This is a genomic window from Pararhizobium capsulatum DSM 1112, assembly GCF_030814475.1.
Taxonomy (GTDB): domain Bacteria; phylum Pseudomonadota; class Alphaproteobacteria; order Rhizobiales; family Rhizobiaceae; genus Pararhizobium; species Pararhizobium capsulatum.
The window spans coordinates 2204498-2222104 of sequence record NZ_JAUSVF010000001.1 but is presented as its reverse complement, the minus strand read 5'-3'; the positions used below and the strand labels follow the sequence as shown (position 1 = coordinate 2222104).

Genomic DNA, 17607 nt, shown 5'->3' with positions numbered 1-17607 from the left:
TCTCACGGCGTGGCTCTGCCGGTCCGTTGGGTCTAGCCGATTCACCCCCTCACCGACAGGGGCAGGCAGAGCTTGAACAGCATGCAAAAAAATGGCCGTCCAGCTGAACTGAACGGCCGCAAGTCCCCGAAATCCCCGTGGACCCTAAGTCTGTGTGCCGAAGGCAACCCTTCGTGAAGTGATGTCCCCTGATGCCACGAAGGCACAACAGGCGCAATCTAAACCACTTGTTAACCTTAATTTCCGGCTGGCACGGAATTCGCTGCGTCAGGATTCTACGGCGGCTTGCGGTCGCCAGTCGTGCCATTGCGGCACAATTGCAATGAATGGAATGAAGCATGCGCAGCAAAGCCGCGATCGGGATCTTCAGTTACTGGAACGAATTGCGCGGTCATGGCGAAGCCCCCTCGCGCGACCAGATCGAACCAGGACACATCCGTACGCTGCTGGCCGACCTGTTCATTCTCGAAAATCGCGCGGACAACGAAATCCGGTTTCGACTGGCCGGTACGCGGATTTGTGCACTTTTCTCCCGCGAACTCAGAGGCTCTCGCTTCGATGCGCTCTGGGTCGCAGAACAGGCTTCCAAGATCGACTGCATCCTGCACGACGTCCTCACACAAAAGCTTCCAGTCGTTCTGTCGGCAATGGCGCTTAGTGGAAGCCCCGAACGGTTGCCAACGGAAGTGGTGCTTCTGCCGCTCAGATCGTCCGAGGGCAAAATGGATCGCATTCTCGGCGCGCTTGTCCCGCTTTCACGTCCGCTGTGGCTGGATGCGACGCCGGCCAACTATCTGGAGCTCAACGGCGTACGCGTACTTGACGTGACCAAGGCAGCTCCCTTCCTGCAGAACAGGCCGGAGATAAAGCTTCCTCCCCTCCCTCCTCGCCCCGAACTGTACGGGCTCGGTGGCGCGCTTCGACGGGTGCTTCATCTTCGCGTCGTGGAAGGCGGCAAGGAGAAGCAGCCTTAGCGCGTCGTTCAAAAACGCATGCTCAAGTTGCATCTGGATGCAAGCATGATCACCGGACAAACGTTCTATTAACTTGGCTGGTGTAGAAGCGGTCCTAAGATCGACGTCTCGACAGTGTGGTCATGTATTCATTTCAGCAGGCACAATCCGCCGGTCCAAAGCAGCATGACGAAGGTGCGTTTCAGCGCGTCTCCGTCAATCTTGCAGGCCGCCTGATGCTTGCAAATCATGATGAGTTCGAATGCACGGCAACGGACATGTCGCCCGGCGATGCGTTCTTTACCTGCGAGGCGCGCCCGCGCACCGGCGAACGCATCATCGCCTATATCGACCATGTCGGTCGCCTTGAAGGCACGGTTTCTCGCCTTACGGACGATGCCTTTGTCATCAAGATCAACGCTACCGATCGCAAGCGCGAAAAGCTTGCCGCGCAGCTCACCTGGATCGCCAACAAGCACGAACTTGGCCTGCCGGAAGACCGCCGTCACGATCGCCTTGCCCCACGCAAGATCCGCACAGAATTGACGCTTGAAGACGGCAGCAAATACGCATGCCGTATCATCGACCTTTCGCTCTCGGGCGCCGCGGTTGATACGGAGAGCCGCATTCCGCTAGGGACTGGCGTTCAGCTTGGCGGCATGAAGGGTCGTGTCGTCCGACACTTCCAGGAAGGCATGGCGATCGAGTTCCTCGGCGTCCAATCGCGCGACGCTCTGCGGGAATTCCTCTGATCGGCTCGGCAGACAGCCATCTCTTCATTTGACTTTTATAGCTTTAAAAAACCAGCCCGCTGACACGTCCGTCGCGGGCGTTTTGTTTGTGGCGCCGTGAGCAAAGCGAACCACCTGCTCCGCAAAAGCCCGAACACCACCGGGAATAAGCCGTATCTGTTTCGATTTGAAACAGAACCGACCGTGCTTTCCCGATACGCAGCGACTTTTCCAACAAAAACGCAAAAATATTTTTCGCCGGTTTCGTTGTCTTTTGCGGCTTCGGCCGGCTTTTGCGGTCTTCGACGTGGGCTTCATCCATTCTCAAACACCTCCCGGATATAGCCCGCCACTTCCTGCCCGAAGCCACGCCCGACTCACTCTCAATACGCATGCGCGAAAGATCCAGGATTGACGGGACTTTAGCTGGTAAACACATGATTACCCCTCAGGCGATAATTAAAATATCTCGAAAATTTTAGTCAAAACAAAATCAAATACAATTCAAAATAACATAAATATAGGTTTTCATTTTATACTTATTGTCTTCGCATTTGTTCTTAATTTTACTTCAAAAATTGGCGAGCAGTAAAAAACTCTGTGTCATTGTCAAACCAGAACGGGGAGACAGACATGAAGAACAACACATCCTTGAAAGCAGGCGTTTTTGGCGCTCTTCTGACTTTTGTACTTGCACCCGCAGCTTTCGCATTTCCTGCAAACATGACCACAGATGGCGCAACCAATCCGCCCGTCGGTCACTATGAATTCTGCAAGCGCATGCCGCAGGAATGTCAGGCCAATCCATCCAGCGGCGCACCGGGCGTCCTGACGCGCGAAGGCTGGAAAAAGATCCTGGAAGTCAACTACGACACCAACCAGACAGTTACTCCGATGACCGACAAGGATATCTATGGCGTCGAAGAGTACTGGGCCTACCCCGACAAGGTCGGCGATTGCGAGGACTACGTCCTTCTGAAGCGCAAGAAACTGATCGATGCAGGCTTCTCTCCGTCGGACCTTCTGATCACGGTCGTGCTGCAGCCCAATGGCGACGGTCATGCGGTGCTTACCGTCCGCACCGATCGCGGCGACTTCATTCTCGACAACATGCGCAACAAGGTGATGCTGTGGTCGGAGACCGAGTACACTTTCCTCAAGCGCCAGTCGGAAAACAATTCCGGCCGCTGGGTCAAGCTGCAGGACGGCCGCGCCGTTGCAGTGGGTAGCGTGAGCACCCAGTAAAAATTCACGATCCGGCTCCTATGTCCGGATCGTGAACGAGAAGGGCGCCGGTCAGTCCCCTGTCCCCGTGTCAGACCCGCCCTCCCGGCCGGTTCCGCTGTCCCCGGAACCGGCCACTTCTATTTCAACGCCGCCATCCATCCCACTTTAACCAAACATCAACCGCGCTTGCCGCAGCGTCGCTCCATGTTGCGCCTCCCACAAGGTCCAGACCAGCACCGTCTGCAATGAATTGCCTCCCTGCAGATGCAAAGCCGACAAAGCCAGGAGCCGTGCATGACCGCCGAGCAACCCGCAACGGAAGACCACGCCCCGCTGATCGGCAAGCGTTTTCTTTATAGTGTGACGGCTGTCGCCATCACGCTGGCGGCCCTGACCAGTCTCATCAGCCTTGCGGGCCAATGGTATGGCGGCAGCCTCGCGCTTGCAGGTCACACCGAAAACACAGATATCAACGACATCATCATAGGGCAGGACCACTTGCGCCTTGCTTCGAACACGATCCGTTTTGCGGATCAGAGAGCAACCGGCGCGACCGAGCGCGTCGATCTCTACGCGACCTGGCCGGAAATGCAGGGCTATAGTGACGCAACCCGCCACTCTTTCAACGATATCAACCGTTCGGACGCTCTCATTTTCATGCAGATATCCCAGAGCACGATGTCGCGGGACATGTCCGGACGCGTCGACCCTATTTACAAGCATCTGTTCGAAGGTGCGCCCTCGCCCGGCCCGTCAGGTCTCGTAAAACACCACATGCGCGAAACGTCCGGCTATGGCCATGAAACATTGCTGACGGCAGATCGCGGCCAAGACACGCCCTATGCCGTACGCTGCCTGCTGCCGCAGACGCCCGACGGTGCAACCAGCGCCGATTGCCAGCGAGATATCCACATCGGAACCGACCTCGTGGTACTTTATCGGTTTTCCAGCCAATTGCTGCCACAATGGCAAGCCATCGACAAAGCCGTCATCAAATTCATCAACGAACGACTGGCTCCATGACCTCATCCAGCGGCGCTTACCGCCTTTGCATTCAAGACGCCCCTAAAATGCAACATCCCCCCAAAATATAGAAACCAATCATTCATCATAAACCGATTGGTAACGCTATGCCGGTAGTCTCTTCGGAACGGTCGTTTGTGGAGGCGGCGCCCGGACGACATCTGTGAAATGAGAATGAAGAGAAGTGTAGTGTCCAAATTTCTGTTCAACGGTTCCGCTCAACGCTCTTCGGCGCCCTTCTTCAGGATGGCTTGCCGGGTTGCAATGGTCTCCCTGGTTGCCTCATTCACATTTGCCGCCGTCCCGGCGAAGGCAGCCCAATATGCCGGGATCGTCGTCGACGCCAAGACCGGCAAGGTGCTGTATAGTGAAGACGCCGATAGCCTGCGCTATCCAGCCTCGCTCACCAAGATGATGACACTTTATCTCACCTTCGAAGCGCTGGAAGCCGGCAAGATTTCGAAGGACACCAAAGTCCCCTTTTCCAAGCACGCATCATCGGAACCGCCATCGAAGCTCGGCGTACGCGCCGGCCAGTCGATTACTGTCGATCAGGCAATCCAGGCACTGGTGACACGTTCGGCTAACGACGCTGCTACCGCACTCGGCGAATTCCTCGGCGGCTCGGAAGATCGCTTCGGCCGGATCATGACCAACAAGGCGCGGGCGCTCGGCATGACACGGACCACCTACCGCAACGCCAACGGCCTGCCCAACGATGAGCAGATGACGACGGCACGTGATCAGGCCCGCCTCGGCATGGCCCTTCGCCAGCACTTTCCGCAGTACTATTCGTATTTCTCTACGCGCAGCTTCAAGTTCGGCAGGCAGCTCATCGGCAACCACAACCGCCTGCTGGGCAATGTGCGCGGTGTCGATGGCATCAAGACGGGCTACACGCGCGCCGCCGGCTACAATCTCGTAACCTCTGCCCAGGCGGACGGGCGCAGCATCGTCGGCGTGGTATTGGGTGGCAAGTCCGGTGGCAGCCGCGACGCCCAGATGCGCGCGCTCGTCGCCAAATACATGCCGTCCGCTTCGCGTCGTGGCAGCGGCAATCTTGTTGCGGAAACCTCCGATGCGCCGACCATGCAGGCCAGCACCACGGTAGCAGCGACAGGCGGAAGCTTCAACCTTCCGCATGAAGGCCCTGTTCCGGATTTCCGCTATCAGGGCGAGACGACCCAGAGCGTTGAAGTAGCCTACGCAGCCGCACCGAAGATCAGCGAAAATCCGCTGGTTCAGGAGCAGGCACAGCCCAACACACTGCAGGCCCAGAGCCAGCGTCTTGCGGTTCCCGCTGAAGCGGTTGACGCTCAGGTCACCAACTCCGTTGCAGCCGCCAAGCCGACAGACGCAGCCTCGGAAACCATGCCAGAGGGCTGGATCGTCCAGATTGGCGCAACGCCGAGCAAGGACCAGGCGCTTGCCATGCTTCAGCATGCCCAAGACAAGGGTGGCACTGTGCTTCGCAACGCGACGCCGTTCACGGTTGCCTTTGCCAGCGGCGACAGCCAGCTCTATCGCGCCCGCTTCGGCGGCTTCTCCAACCAGGACAAGGCTGTAAACGCTTGCAAGGCGCTGAAGCGCGCCGGGTTCGCCTGCTGGGCCAGCGCCCAATAATTTCATCAGTTTCGGATACCGGCTTTGTTTCGCCGGCATCCCTCCTCGGTTTTAGTAGTGCGTACGAGGTCAGTTATGGCAATGAACGAAAACGGCACGGGCCTCACGCCCGGGCCGGAGAAGAAACGAAAACCGGGCCGAACCGGCCTGCATCCGCTGCATGAAGCTGCGATGCGCATAGCCGAACTCGGGATTGCCCGTCCGCGCTCGCGCACCAAGGATCTGGTAACCTTGCTTCTTACCCACGGAGCACGTGCCTGGCGCTCGACCCAGCCGCATGCCTGCATCCACGTCCACGTCACATCCCCCTCCGGGCGCTATCCGATCCGCTTGCGGGTTCGTTGAGCGCTCCGAAAAGGAAGCAGAAAAGCCCGGTCCCGCCGGGCTTTTCTGCTTCCTGTAGGAATGTCGGTGGATAGCGCCTAAAGAAGCCCGAGCTCAGCCAGTTCACGCCGGAGGTCCAGCGGCATTTCGGCAGCTCCTTCGCCAAGAGCGGCCAGATCACGCGGCGCATCCTCCGCGGTCAAGTATCGCCATCCCTGAAAGGCGCGTCGCGGCTGATATTCCGTGTCGATGACTTCCGGGCCGAGGACAAGATTGCAGCGTCCGATGCCGTCGGCATCCGTAAACGTCTCGATCTCGAGCAGCTTTTGCCGCGCCTGAACCTGGCCTTTGATGACCCAGTAGAGAGAGCCGCCGTTCAGCAGCTCTTCAACGCGTTTCGGCACCATCCGGGTGGTATGGGACGAATGCGGTTCGAGACCGGCTGCGATCGCGACCAGCGATCGGCGAGAGACCCATTCCCGAAGATCTTCGATGGAATCCGCGCCGACGCAGAGCTTGATGAGATTGAGAGCCATGGCCGATTTGAACACCCGGCAGGCGGTCGGGGTCAAGTGGGTTTGTGACCGCTCCACAGTCGCGCGGCTACGGGTTGGGCAACAGGTGGCTCAGCACTCCACGACATTGACGGCAAGACCACCGGTCGATGTTTCCTTGTACTTGTCGTGCATATCGACGCCAGTCTGGCGCATGGTCTCGATACAGGCATCGAGCGGGACGAAATGGCTGCCGTCTCCCTTAAGCGCCAGCGATGCGGCCGTTACCGCCTTGACGGCACCGAGCGCATTGCGTTCGATACAGGGTACCTGGACGAGACCGCCGACGGGATCGCAGGTCATGCCGAGATGATGCTCCAGCGCGATCTCGGCGGCATTTTCGATCTGCTCCGGCGAACCGCCCATCACGGCAGCAAGCCCGGCCGCGGCCATCGCGGAGGCCGAGCCGACCTCGCCCTGACAGCCCACTTCGGCGCCGGAAATCGAGGCGTTGAACTTGATGATGCCACCAATGGCGGCAGCCGTCAGCAAGTAGTCGCGAATGCCGGCATCGTCGGCATCCTCATGGAAATGCAGATAGTAGCGGATCGTAGCCGGCACGACGCCGGCCGCCCCGTTTGTCGGCGACGTGACGACCCGGCCGCCGGCCGCATTTTCCTCGTTGACTGCCATGGCGTAGACGCTCAGCCAGTCGTTGGCGAGCAATGGGTTGGCCTTGTTGGAACGCCACTCTTCCTTGAGTTTGTCATGAATGGCGCCGGCACGCCGGCGAACCTTCAGCCCGCCCGGGAGAATGCCCTCATGGGTCAGGCCACGATCGATACAGCTCTTCATCGCGGCCCAGATCCGGTCGAGGCCGGCATCGAGCTCTGCAGAGGACATGGCGCTTTCTTCGTTGGCACGTTTCATCTGCGCGATAGAAAGGCCCGAGCGGCCGGCCATTTCCAGCATCTGCTTGGCACTGGCAAAGGGATAAGGCACCTTCACCCCACCGGGCTTTGCCTTGCTGGCCCTCATCGCTTCAAGTTCCGTGTCGGTAACCACGAAGCCGCCACCGATGGAATAATAGATGCGTTTCAACAGCAAACGGTCATCCCGGTCGAAGGCCGAAAACGACATGCCATTGGCATGGCCCGGCAACGGCACTTTCTTGTCGAAAACCAGATCGATCTTGGGCTGGAAGAAATAACCCGGATGCCTTGGTGGAGTAATCCTGCCGCTGCGCTCAACACCGTCGATGATCCCGTCCATGGTGTCGGGATCGACCTGATCAGGCTTCTCGCCCATAAGCCCCAGAACGACAGCCCTGCCCGACCCGTGGCCGATGCCTGTGTGGGCGAGCGAGCCGTGGAGGCTCACCTTGATCGAAGCCACGACCGCGTTGGACGGGCGCGGCCAATCCGCCGACAGGATCAGATCGAGAAATCGATTAGCCGCAGACATCGGTCCCATCGTATGCGAGCTCGACGGCCCGATACCAATCTTGAACACATCAAAAACAGAAAGAAACATTTCAACTCCGCCCTCAAGGCCCGATGAACCGGTCGCCGTGCACCATGCTGCAAGACTTAAGCCATTCCCATAGACCTCTAAGGCGATCGACCGACATCGGGTTCTACGCATGCGACATCGGCGACGGCGAAAAGGTCATTCTCCGACAGGAGATCGTCATGCTGGCTGCACAATTGCAAGGGTGTTCGACAAAGTTTTGTCCTCTCTTGCAATTTCATCCCGGCATGACAAAACAGCGCAATGACTTACGCGGATTACATAGCATTGGCCGTCTTCGTGTTGCTGTGGACAGGCTATAACTGGACAGTGGACGGACGAATCTTTCGCAGCCGCATGAGTCTATCGCGCCTGATGACCGAAAACCGGCGGCGATGGATCATGAATTCGCTGAAGCGCGACCTGAAGATGATCGACACTCAGATCATCGCGGGCCTGCAGGCAGGAACTGCCTTTTTCGCGTCGACAACAATCTTTGCATTGGGTGGCTGCTTTGCCCTTCTAGGCGCCACCGAACAGGCGCAGGCGATCTTTCAAGACCTGCCCTATGTTTTCCACGGCGGACGCACCGCGTTCGAACTGAAAGTCGGTGGGCTTACCTGCCTGTTCGGCTATTCCTTCTTCAAATTCGGCTGGGCCTACAGGTTGTTCAACTATTGTTCGATCCTGGTCGGCGGCATTCCGATGATGAGCGACCTTGATCAGGACATCGAGGAGGCGCGCCGCCGTGCGGAGCGCGCTGTCAAAATCAATATTTACGCGGCCAAGCACTTCAATGCCGGTTTAAGGGCGATATTTCTGTCGATTGGCTATCTCGGCTGGTTCATCAGCCCCTATGTGTTCATGGTGCTGACGGCGTTCGTGATCTTCGTTCTCATCCGCCGCCAGTTCTTCTCAGAGGCGCGCGAAGCCTTGCTTGAGCCCTAGGACACGCAAATCGATTGTGCCTGGCGCAAGCTCGAATCCCTATGCTTTCAAGATCGAAAGAATGTACCATGTCCCTGGAAAATGCAGCGATCCACAGCGGCAGCGAGGTAACGTCGGAACCAAGATCCCGGCGGCGCATCGGTGTGATCGACGTGCTGCGCGGCATCGCCCTGATTGCCATGGCGATCTATCACTTTTCCTGGGATCTCGAATATTTCCACTATCTCGAGCCCGGAACCGTCGGTTCTGGCGGGTGGAAACTTTTTGCGCGGCTGATTGCCGGCAGCTTTCTTTTCCTGGCCGGCTTCAGCCTCGTGCTCGGGAATTATCCGGAGTTCAAGGCTCGCGGCTTCCTGATCCGGCTCGGCAAGATCGTTGCGGCAGCGCTGGTAATCACGGTTGCAACATGGTTCGCCTTTCCGGATGCCTTCATCTTCTTCGGTATCCTGCATTCGATCGCGGCTGCCAGCGTTATCGGCCTGCTGTTCCTGCGACTGCCGCCGGTGCTGACGCTCGCTGTTGCTGCCGCCGCTTTTGCCGCGCCCTTCTATCTGCGTTCGCCCGTCTTCGACATGCCGGCCCTCTGGTGGGTCGGGCTCTCCGAGACCTTGCCGCGCTCGAATGATTACGTGCCTCTGTTGCCCTGGCTGGCACCTTTCCTCGCAGGACTCGCCCTTGCGCGGATTGCCCTGTCAACGGGCCTGACGGAGCGTATGGCTTCGATCAACACAAGGGGGCGTCTTGCCCGCGGCCTGTCGTTCGGTGGACGCCACAGCCTTGCCGTCTACCTCATTCACCAGCCTCTCCTTTTTTCCCTCGTCTACCTGTTTGCATTGGTTTTTCCGGCACCGCAGCCCGACCCAACCGAGGGTTTCAGAAACAATTGCACGGTCACTTGCAGCAAGACCGAATCCCCGACACTCTGCGCCGCATTCTGCGGCTGCACACTCGACAGACTGGTAGAGCAGGACCTTTTTTCGGCGCTCAACGCCGGCCAGATCGATATCAATACAGACCCCCGCATCGCCACCATCACCGAACAATGCACCGTGGATGCCCGAGCCAAGGAATAGGGTATGAACGCTTATCGTTCCAAATCGCTGCGATACCCCTGGCCAGTTGCCCTTCACGGGCTTGCCTGTATCGCGGCGGTGGCGCTGAAGCGTGTTCTGCCGATCCCGGTCAAGAATACCTACGGGGAATGGATACCTTGGACGATCGGGGCAATCTTCACAACGCTCGGCGTCGTTCTCTGCCTGTGGGCCATCCGCACACTGCTTGATCGGCAGACCACGGTACTGCCAAACCGATGCTCCTCACATCTGGTTACCTGCGGGCCTTTCCGCCTCAGCAGAAACCCCATCTATCTGGGCTATACCGTGATCATGATTGGCATAGGCATGGTCGCCCTCAACCCGTGGTTCTTCGTCCTGGCGATTGTGACCGTGATCATCACCACCGTCTTTGCGGTGCGCGCCGAAGAACGGCATCTGCTCTCACGTTTCGGGATAGAATTCGAGCGCTACTGCCGCCGCACGAGCCGCTGGATCTAAAGCGCGCGCCGATCTTTCAGATTCGCTCTTGGCGCTTTAAGTTTTTACACATGTCATTTTCGCTAAACCGCTCCGCGCTTTTGCGCGACACGCTTTGATGACGCTTCAGGTGCCGACGCCGATTTCGGCCAGACGCGTAAGGCACGCTTCTTCGACATTGTTGAGTTCTTCGAGGGTTTCCTCGATGTCCTTGCGCTTCTGATTCAACTCTTCGCGCTTTTCCTCGACACGCTTCATCAGGAGGCGCAGTTGCCCCGATTCCCCCGGAGGATCCTTGTAGACCTGTATAATTTCGCGGATTTCAGCAATCGAGAAGCCGATGCGGCGGCCCCGCAGGATTTCCTGAATGAGACGGCGATCAGCAGTGCGGAACAACCGCGTGCGACCGCGCCGTTCAGGATGGATCAAGCCCTCATCTTCATAGAAACGAAGTGTGCGCGTAGAAACGCCGAATTCCCGCGTCAATTCGGTAATGGTATAGTACTTGTTCACTCTGCCTCGCCTCGTTTGTCGCGACAAACACGCCAGAGCCCCAGCATCTCTCAACAACGTGGCTCAATTGCGCGCCGCCGTGCGCATCGACCCATATTATTGACCTTGACGTAAAAGTCAAATTTTCGTGACGTCTAGCCGCCGATGTGAAACCACCAGGTGGCAAGTCCGAGGAACGCCGAGAACCCCGTCATGTCCGTGACAGCCGTGACAAAGACCGCGGAGGACACCGCCGGGTCGGCGCCGAACCGGTCCAGCAGCAGCGGGATCAGAATACCTGCCAGCGCCGCCGCGGTCATGTTAATCAGCATCGCCGCCGCAATGATACCGGCAATATTGATATCCTGGAACCAGACCCCGGCAACGCAGCCGACAAGCACGCCAAACAACATGCCGTTGAGCAAGCCGACACCTGCCTCACGCCGCACGATTCGCCAGGCGTTGTGAATATCCAGATTGCGGGTCGCCAATGCACGCACGGTCACGGTCATGGTCTGGGATCCGGCATTACCGCCCATGCCGGCAACCGTCGGCATCAGGATCGCAAGCGCCACGATCTGCTGTATCGAAGCATCGAAGAGCGAGATCACCGTGGCGGAAAGAAACGCGGTGAACAGATTGACCATAAGCCACGGAACACGGGATCGAGATGTGCTGGCGATGCTGTCGGAGAGTTCTTCATCGCCGACGCCGCCGAGGCGCATCAAGTCTTCCTCGGCCTCTTCCTGGATGACATCGACGACGTCATCGATGGTCAGGACGCCGACCAGCCGATTGTTTTCATCCACGACGGCAGCGGACAGAAGGTCGTATTGCTCGAAAAGCTGGGCAGCCTCTTCCTGGTCCATCTCGGCCGGCACCGGATGGTTGGTCTCGCGCATGATCGTCTCGATCTTCACCGAGCGCTTCGTGCGCAGGATACGATCAAGATCGACTGCACCAAGCAGCCGGAAGGTAGGATCGATGACGAAAATCTGGGTGAAGCTGTCGGGAAGCTCACTGTCATCGCGCATGTAGTCGATCGTCTGGCCAACGGTCCAGAACGGCGGCACCGCGACGAATTCCGTTTGCATGCGCCGGCCGGCCGTGCTTTCCGGATAGTCAAGCGAACGCCGCAAACGGACTCGCTCGGTAAAGGGCAGTTTGGCGAGAATCTCTTCCTGGTCCTCCTGATCGAGGTCCTCCAGGATGTAGACGGCATCGTCCGAATCCATTTCGCCGAGCGCGGCAGCGATCTGGTCGTTCGGCAGGTGCTCGACGATGTCGAGACGGATGGCTTCGTCGACCTCGGTCAGCGCGGAAAGGTCAAAATCGTTGCCAAGTAGCGAAACGAGCGCGCGGCGCTGGTCAGCCTGGATGGCCTCGAGCAAGTCGCCCATTTCGGACGCGTGCAGCCTAGCAACATGCTGGCGCAAATAGAGAAGATCGCGGTCGGCAATCGCTGCGCCGACATGCATGAGATAATCGGAACGCACCGAACCGTCTTCGGCATAGATGTCCGAGACGTCGACGTCTTCAGCATTCATACGATTGTCGTCGCCGGTATAGCTCATGTGCCCGCCCTCGCAGAATTTCAGCCATCCAAGACGCCGGCAGGACCGGGGGGAGCAGGAAGGCGTTTACATACCGGTTGATTGCGCGCGCCGCCTCAATGTTGACACGCGCCCTATTCTGCTACCGCAATGCCCGCGGCAGGTCCACAGCTGGATGCACGATCGGACCTCAGCGCTCGCAACTTTTACCCAAGCTGTTGCAAATTCATGTGAATTGTTTAGCTCAGGGTGAACGCATCCGCATCGTCAGGAAAGTGCTATGGCCATTCGCACCCTTGTTCGATTTCCCGATCCACGCCTGCGCCTGCCGGCGCGTACGATCACCGCCTTCGACCCTGCCCTTTCAGCTCTCGCGGAGGATCTTCTGGATACGATGCGGGCGGCGCCCGGTATCGGCATCACCGCAAACCACATCGGCGTGGCCGAACGCCTGACTGTGATCGAGCTGGAAGACGGGATCGTGCGGATCTATGTCAACCCGCGTGTGACCTGGTCTTCTGCGGAGCCGATCGTCCATCCGGAAGGCAGCGTTTCCATGCCCGGGGTGACCGAGGACGTAACCCGCGCGCGGGCCGTCCGCATCACCTACCAGGACCTGGATGGCGTGACCCGCGAAGCGGAAGTCGAGGGGCTTCTGGCCGTTTGTCTCCAGCACGAGGTCGATCAGCTCGACGGGATTTTCTGGCTTCAAAGACTATCGCGACTGAAGCGGGAACGGGCCATCAAACGCTTTGAAAAACTGGAGAGAGAACGCCGCTAAGGCCAACCTGGGACGCCAGAGGAGGCTCGTAAACGGGTCACAGGAAAAATTTGCAACCTATTGATAAAAAGCAAAAAACCCGGCCTGAGCCGGGTTCTTTTTGGTGCGGTCGAGAAGCTCCGTACGCACGACGCAAACCCTGAGAAACAAAGGGTTCCGTGGTCCAACACCCGTTAAAATCCGCCAAAGAGAATCAAACCGATAGCGGAAAGTGGTCCAACGGATGTTCTCTCTTTGGTCCTGATCACGCTGGCAATTATCCACCGTTTTCGACGCCTGTGGAAAAGCGTATCATTCACCCCCTTGCGGGAAAAGTGGAGCCATCCTGCGTGAGTAGTTGCAGGATGGCTCGAGTCCGGTTTGGGGGAACCGGGCGCTCGGTGGGCTGCTCCTCAGCAGGGAGTGACCAAGGATCAACATGGGGCTCCTTGAGCGCTGGCTAAACCTCGCTGAAAATTCCGAAATGCGTAACCCTGCAATTACAGGGGCGAGAGTTGAAAAGTGCCCAGAGAGTTTGTGGGGCGTCGTCCTGAGGGACCGCCCTCATTCAGCGGCCACGCTGCTTCCCTTCTTCCAGGCTCTTTTTGAGCGCCGCCATGATGTCGACGACATTATTCGAAGCGCCGGCTGCTGCGTCCTTCTTCGCTCCCGCCCTTTTTGCGGTTTTTCCCATAGTTTTCTTCTTCTCCGCGATCAGCTCAAGCATGCGATCCTGAATGGGATCGACAACCGGAGACCATTTTTTTGTCTGCTTCTGGATCAACTGCTTCATCAGCGGGCCAAGGCCACCCTCAGGCTTTGCCTTGATCCCCGAGAAATATTCCTCTTCAAGCCGAACCTCATCACCATAGCGCAATGTCCATAGGACGATGCCCTCGTCACGCGGTTCAAGCATCACTGCGCGTTCCCGCTGACCGAATACCAAACGAGAAATCCCGACCACGTTTTCCGAGCGCATTGCGTCGCGGATGACAGCGAAGGCGTCCTCTCCGACCTTGTCATTCGGGACGAGGTAGTGGGGCTTCTCCAGCCAGATCCATTCGACGGAATCCCGTGGCGTGAAGAGCTCGATCTCGATCGTCCGGACGCTTTCGAGCGCCACGGCGTCCAGCTCTTCCTCTTCGACAATGATGTAGTCGCCCTCCCCGCGTTCGTATCCTTTCACCTGATCCTCGGTGTTCACCTCTTTGCCGGTGACACTATCCACGTAGCGAGAGGCGACGCGATTGCCGGTTGCCCGGTTCATGGTGTGGAACCGAACCTTTTCGGTGTCGCTCGTTGCTGGGGACAGGGCGACGGGACAGGTGACCAGCGAGAGCTTCAGGTAGCCCTTCCAATAGGGTTTGACGGCCGCCATGACTTAGCTCGCCTTCTTGCCGGCAACCCGCCGGGGTACCGACGCGGCGCGTTGTGCTGCTGCCGCGCGAGGTTTGGAGGCTCGCGCCGATCCGAAGCCAGCGCTCATGCGCAGCGCTTCCATGAGACTCGTCGAGGGTTCGACCTTTGGCTGCTTTTTCACCTTGACCGCCCTTCCCTCCATCTTCGCTTTTACAAGGTCGGCCAGCGCGGCGTCATATCGGTCATCGAATGTTCGTGGGTCGAAAAGTCCAGCCTTGGTCTTGATGATATGCTTTGCTAGTTCGAGCATTTCGCCCTCGATCTTCAGCTTCGGAATATCGGCGAAGGCCTCCTTTGCGGAGCGGACCTGATAATCAAAATTGAGTGTAGTCGCGATCAGGCCACTACCCTGGGCGCGGATCAACACAGTTCTCAGCCGGCGGAAGAGCACGGCTTGCGCGATCGCCCCAACGTTGGATTCCTGCATCGCATCCCGGATGAGGACGAAGGTTTCTTCGCCAATCCGATCGGGCAAAAGATAGTAGGGTTTGTCGAAATAGAGATCATCGATCTCGTTGAATGGCACGTAGGACTGGATGCGCAATGTCTTATCGCTCGGGGGGACGGCCGCCGCAAGCTCGTCCGGCTCAAACAGGATGTAGCGATTGTCGTCGACTTCGTATCCCTTGATTTGATCCTCGCGCTCGACGACCTTCCAGGTGTCGATATCGACATACTCTCGCTTCACACGGTTGCCAGTTTTCCGGTTGAGAGTGTTGAAGCTGACGCGCTCGGCCGTCGAGGCAGCACTGTGTAGCGCGACGGGGCAACTGATCTCGGCAAACTTCAGGAAGCCCTTCCAGAGAGCACGTCCGGCCATGTTGATTTCTCCCGATGAACCCGGCTTCAACGGCGGCAGATTACGTTTGTTCCCGCTAATACGCGAATCAATTGTGGCATTTAGTCGACTGTCTATAGTAGGATGAACCTATCCACGGGTATTGCGTTACGGGAGTCTGTTTCAGTAATCCATGACAGGAGAGCAGTGCAATGAATGCGCAACTCCATATCGACGGATCATTTCAGGCCATTCGCCAAGCACTGGACGAGGCCAATCGTGAATTCACGAGGAAAGGGGCTGATCGCCATCGAGATGCCCTACAGCGCCTCGGTCGAGTGGTAATGAACTCGTTCGCCGAGATCATCGAGACTGACGGCGGAACGGACGGCTACCTCTACGACGCGGATGGCATCGCCCAGGACATCGAGTCCTGTTACCACGCGCTCGTCGTGCAAGAGGAAGCAGATGAGGAAGACTTGACGCCGCGACAGTCAAGCCATGGGACGTTGAATGTGAGCCAACAGGGGCTAAGCCGATGATCACTGGTACGGATCTGCTCCAAATCTCACTCGCTCGCGTGAACATGGACAGGACCGATCTTGAGGCGGCCGGCGTGATCGATCCTGGCGAAGCGGGTGATAAAGCCTGGACCAACTTTGGACGTGATATGGATACCTTCATCCTAAAGCTGCCGGAATGGAGACGCGCCGCCCTCGCTGAAGCGATCCAACAGCGGGTGGGTTTGTCTCACTAACTCATTCGCGGACGCCTCCCTATCGGGCTGGACGGTTGAGGAGGTTTTGGCGGCGGTAATCGAAGTGGCCGACAATCTCATGCTCGGAGCGGACGACAACGATGAGGTAAACGAGATGATCAAACGACTTCGTTGAGTGAGGAATACTGGCCCCTCACTTGCAGTATCAATCTACTCGTTTAAAGGTTGCGACGGCGACTTCATTGAGCACCAGCCCGCTGGCGCTACTTGCACCAGCGGGCCTAAAGTATTTGGTCATAGTTACACCGAAACCCAATGGATTTCGGTATCTGACCAACTACCGATACATTCAATAGTTCCGAAATACGTGCGAAGCCGCGTGAGGATTTCCCATTGCTGAGCGATCAGCAGTCGTTAATGCTTTAATGCTGCAATAGGCGCATGACCAAGCGCCCTACAAAGCAGTTGCTGATAGACGACCATGCGCCGCGACAAAGCCGGCGTGTGCGCAAGCGCGATCCAAAACAACCGGAACTGCTGTTCGACCCGATGCCAAGCCGCATCGAACCTTGCCTGGCACTGCTGAAATCAAAGCCGCCCATCGGCGCTGAGTGGTCTTATGAAATTAAATGGGACGGCTACCGGCTTGCGGTGCACATAGAACCGAGCGGCGTTCGCATCCTCACGCGTGGCGGCCACGATTGGACCCACCGATTTCCGGCCATCGCCGCAGCGGCAGCCGCCATGGGGCCGACAACCATGATCTTGGATGGCGAGGCCGTCGTCCTCGATGAGCAAGGCCGCTCCGATTTCGGCGCTTTGCAAAAATCACTGGGTGGTCGCGGGGGAAAGTTAAAGTCAAACGAAGCCATCTTCTATGCCTTTGATCTGCTATATCTCAACGGTCACGGCCTGACGCATGTCGAGTACGGTTCCCGCCGTCACCTCCTGGAAGACGTCGTGACCGAAAAAGTCGGACCTGTCAGATTGTCGGAGGAGATCGATGCCGACCCTGATGTGCTACTTGCACAGGCATGTTCCCTCGGACTTGAGGGCATCATCGCGAAGCATCGTGACAGGCCGTATCGCTCTGGACGCTTGGGCGACTGGCTAAAGATCAAGTGCATCCAAAGCGACAGTTTCGTGGTGGTCGGATACGAACCGTCAACCTCCGTTCCGGGCGCCGTCGGCAGCCTCCTCCTCGGCGCACGATATAAAACCGGCTACCGGTATGTAGGCAGTGTGGGAACGGGCTTCAAACACAAAGAAGCGCAGGAGCTTCGGGCCACGCTGGACAGGCTGAAGACGAAATCCCCTGAGGTAAAGGTACCGGGTAAAAACGTCGTCCTTGTCAGCCCTACACTCATCGCTGAGATCGAATATCGAGCGTGGACCGACGATGGCAAGCTAAGGCACGCCTCATACAAAGGGCTCAGAGAGCGTCAGGACAACGCGGATATCTACAAGCTGACGGACGAAGCTTGACTCTTCCTCAGGCGAGAACATAATTAGAACAAACGCCA

20 protein-coding genes are annotated in these 17607 nt (G+C 57.9%); 13 read left to right on the top strand and 7 right to left on the bottom strand.

What is annotated here, in order from left to right; translation table 11 throughout:
• Positions 1-338 precede the first annotated feature (338 nt).
• Both QO002_RS10865 and QO002_RS10860 read left to right on the top strand, forming a co-directional pair.
• The gene (locus QO002_RS10865) at positions 339-974 is read left to right on the top strand and encodes a PAS domain-containing protein (RefSeq protein WP_307229466.1); all 636 of its coding nucleotides are present in this window, start codon (positions 339-341) and stop codon (positions 972-974) included.
• A gap of 122 nt (positions 975-1096) precedes the next feature.
• The gene (locus QO002_RS10860; RefSeq protein WP_307229463.1) at positions 1097-1705 is read left to right on the top strand and encodes a PilZ domain-containing protein; all 609 of its coding nucleotides are present in this window, start codon (positions 1097-1099) and stop codon (positions 1703-1705) included.
• Positions 1706-1748: 43 nt separating this feature from the next.
• Here the strand turns inward: QO002_RS10860 and QO002_RS10855 are convergent, their stop codons facing one another.
• Entirely contained in the window at positions 1749-2006 is a 258-nt protein-coding gene (locus QO002_RS10855) for a hypothetical protein (protein WP_307229461.1), read from the bottom strand.
• Positions 2007-2317: 311 nt separating this feature from the next.
• On the opposite strand from QO002_RS10855, the gene QO002_RS10850 reads away from it, so the two are divergent.
• The 4 genes from QO002_RS10850 to QO002_RS10835 all read left to right on the top strand — a co-directional run bounded on the left by QO002_RS10850 (position 2318) and on the right by QO002_RS10835 (position 5902).
• Positions 2318-2929 (top strand): transglutaminase-like cysteine peptidase, encoded by a 612-nt coding sequence (locus QO002_RS10850; RefSeq protein ID WP_307229459.1) that lies wholly within the window; start codon positions 2318-2320, stop codon positions 2927-2929.
• Between the two features lie 276 nt (positions 2930-3205).
• On the top strand, positions 3206-3934 hold the full coding sequence (locus QO002_RS10845) for a hypothetical protein (RefSeq protein ID WP_307229457.1): 729 nt from the start codon (positions 3206-3208) through the stop codon (positions 3932-3934).
• Between the two features lie 168 nt (positions 3935-4102).
• Positions 4103-5557, top strand: a complete 1455-nt coding sequence (locus QO002_RS10840) for an SPOR domain-containing protein (RefSeq protein ID WP_307229455.1) — start codon at positions 4103-4105, stop codon at positions 5555-5557.
• A gap of 75 nt (positions 5558-5632) precedes the next feature.
• Complete coding sequence (locus QO002_RS10835; protein WP_307229453.1) at positions 5633-5902, top strand: hypothetical protein; 270 nt, start codon at positions 5633-5635, stop codon at positions 5900-5902.
• Positions 5903-5979: 77 nt separating this feature from the next.
• Here the strand turns inward: QO002_RS10835 and QO002_RS10830 are convergent, their stop codons facing one another.
• Together QO002_RS10830 and QO002_RS10825 are read right to left on the bottom strand one after the other, a co-directional pair.
• A complete protein-coding gene (locus QO002_RS10830) occupies positions 5980-6417 on the bottom strand; it encodes a DUF1489 family protein (RefSeq protein ID WP_307233316.1) in 438 nt (145 codons plus the stop codon).
• Positions 6418-6507: 90 nt separating this feature from the next.
• On the bottom strand, positions 6508-7908 hold the full coding sequence (locus QO002_RS10825; protein WP_307229451.1) for an L-serine ammonia-lyase: 1401 nt from the start codon (positions 7906-7908) through the stop codon (positions 6508-6510).
• Between the two features lie 240 nt (positions 7909-8148).
• On the opposite strand from QO002_RS10825, the gene QO002_RS10820 reads away from it, so the two are divergent.
• The 3 genes from QO002_RS10820 (at position 8149) to QO002_RS10810 (ending at position 10385) form a co-directional block, all read left to right on the top strand.
• Complete coding sequence (locus QO002_RS10820) at positions 8149-8832, top strand: DUF599 domain-containing protein (RefSeq protein WP_307229449.1); 684 nt, start codon at positions 8149-8151, stop codon at positions 8830-8832.
• Positions 8833-8900: 68 nt separating this feature from the next.
• On the top strand, positions 8901-9905 hold the full coding sequence (locus QO002_RS10815) for a heparan-alpha-glucosaminide N-acetyltransferase (RefSeq protein WP_307229447.1): 1005 nt from the start codon (positions 8901-8903) through the stop codon (positions 9903-9905).
• Between the two features lie 3 nt (positions 9906-9908).
• Entirely contained in the window at positions 9909-10385 is a 477-nt protein-coding gene (locus QO002_RS10810) for a methyltransferase family protein (protein ID WP_307229445.1), read from the top strand.
• A gap of 105 nt (positions 10386-10490) precedes the next feature.
• Here QO002_RS10810 and QO002_RS10805 read toward each other — a convergent pair whose 3' ends face one another.
• Both QO002_RS10805 and mgtE read right to left on the bottom strand, forming a co-directional pair.
• Positions 10491-10877 (bottom strand): MerR family transcriptional regulator, encoded by a 387-nt coding sequence (locus QO002_RS10805; protein ID WP_307229443.1) that lies wholly within the window; start codon positions 10875-10877, stop codon positions 10491-10493.
• Between the two features lie 134 nt (positions 10878-11011).
• Complete coding sequence (mgtE, locus tag QO002_RS10800; RefSeq protein WP_307229441.1) at positions 11012-12430, bottom strand: magnesium transporter; 1419 nt, start codon at positions 12428-12430, stop codon at positions 11012-11014.
• A gap of 259 nt (positions 12431-12689) precedes the next feature.
• Here mgtE and QO002_RS10795 point away from each other — a divergent pair, with 259 nt between their 5' ends.
• Positions 12690-13190, top strand: a complete 501-nt coding sequence (locus QO002_RS10795) for a peptide deformylase (RefSeq protein WP_307229439.1) — start codon at positions 12690-12692, stop codon at positions 13188-13190.
• A 547-nt stretch (positions 13191-13737) separates the two neighbouring features.
• Here QO002_RS10795 and ku (QO002_RS10790) read toward each other — a convergent pair.
• Both ku (QO002_RS10790) and ku (QO002_RS10785) read right to left on the bottom strand, forming a co-directional pair.
• On the bottom strand, positions 13738-14547 hold the full coding sequence (gene ku, locus QO002_RS10790) for a non-homologous end joining protein Ku (RefSeq protein WP_307229437.1): 810 nt from the start codon (positions 14545-14547) through the stop codon (positions 13738-13740).
• A gap of 3 nt (positions 14548-14550) precedes the next feature.
• On the bottom strand, positions 14551-15408 hold the full coding sequence (ku, locus tag QO002_RS10785; protein ID WP_307229435.1) for a non-homologous end joining protein Ku: 858 nt from the start codon (positions 15406-15408) through the stop codon (positions 14551-14553).
• 170 nt (positions 15409-15578) lie between these two features.
• On the opposite strand from ku (QO002_RS10785), the gene QO002_RS10780 reads away from it, so the two are divergent.
• The 3 genes from QO002_RS10780 to ligD all read left to right on the top strand — a co-directional run bounded on the left by QO002_RS10780 (position 15579) and on the right by ligD (position 17569).
• Positions 15579-15908 (top strand): hypothetical protein, encoded by a 330-nt coding sequence (locus QO002_RS10780; RefSeq protein WP_307229433.1) that lies wholly within the window; start codon positions 15579-15581, stop codon positions 15906-15908.
• Entirely contained in the window at positions 15905-16123 is a 219-nt protein-coding gene (locus QO002_RS10775) for a hypothetical protein (protein WP_307229431.1), read from the top strand. Before QO002_RS10780 ends, QO002_RS10775 begins: the two co-directional genes overlap by 4 nt.
• 402 nt (positions 16124-16525) lie before the next feature.
• Positions 16526-17569, top strand: a complete 1044-nt coding sequence (ligD, locus tag QO002_RS10770) for a non-homologous end-joining DNA ligase (RefSeq protein ID WP_307229429.1) — start codon at positions 16526-16528, stop codon at positions 17567-17569.
• Positions 17570-17607: the final 38 nt, after the last annotated feature.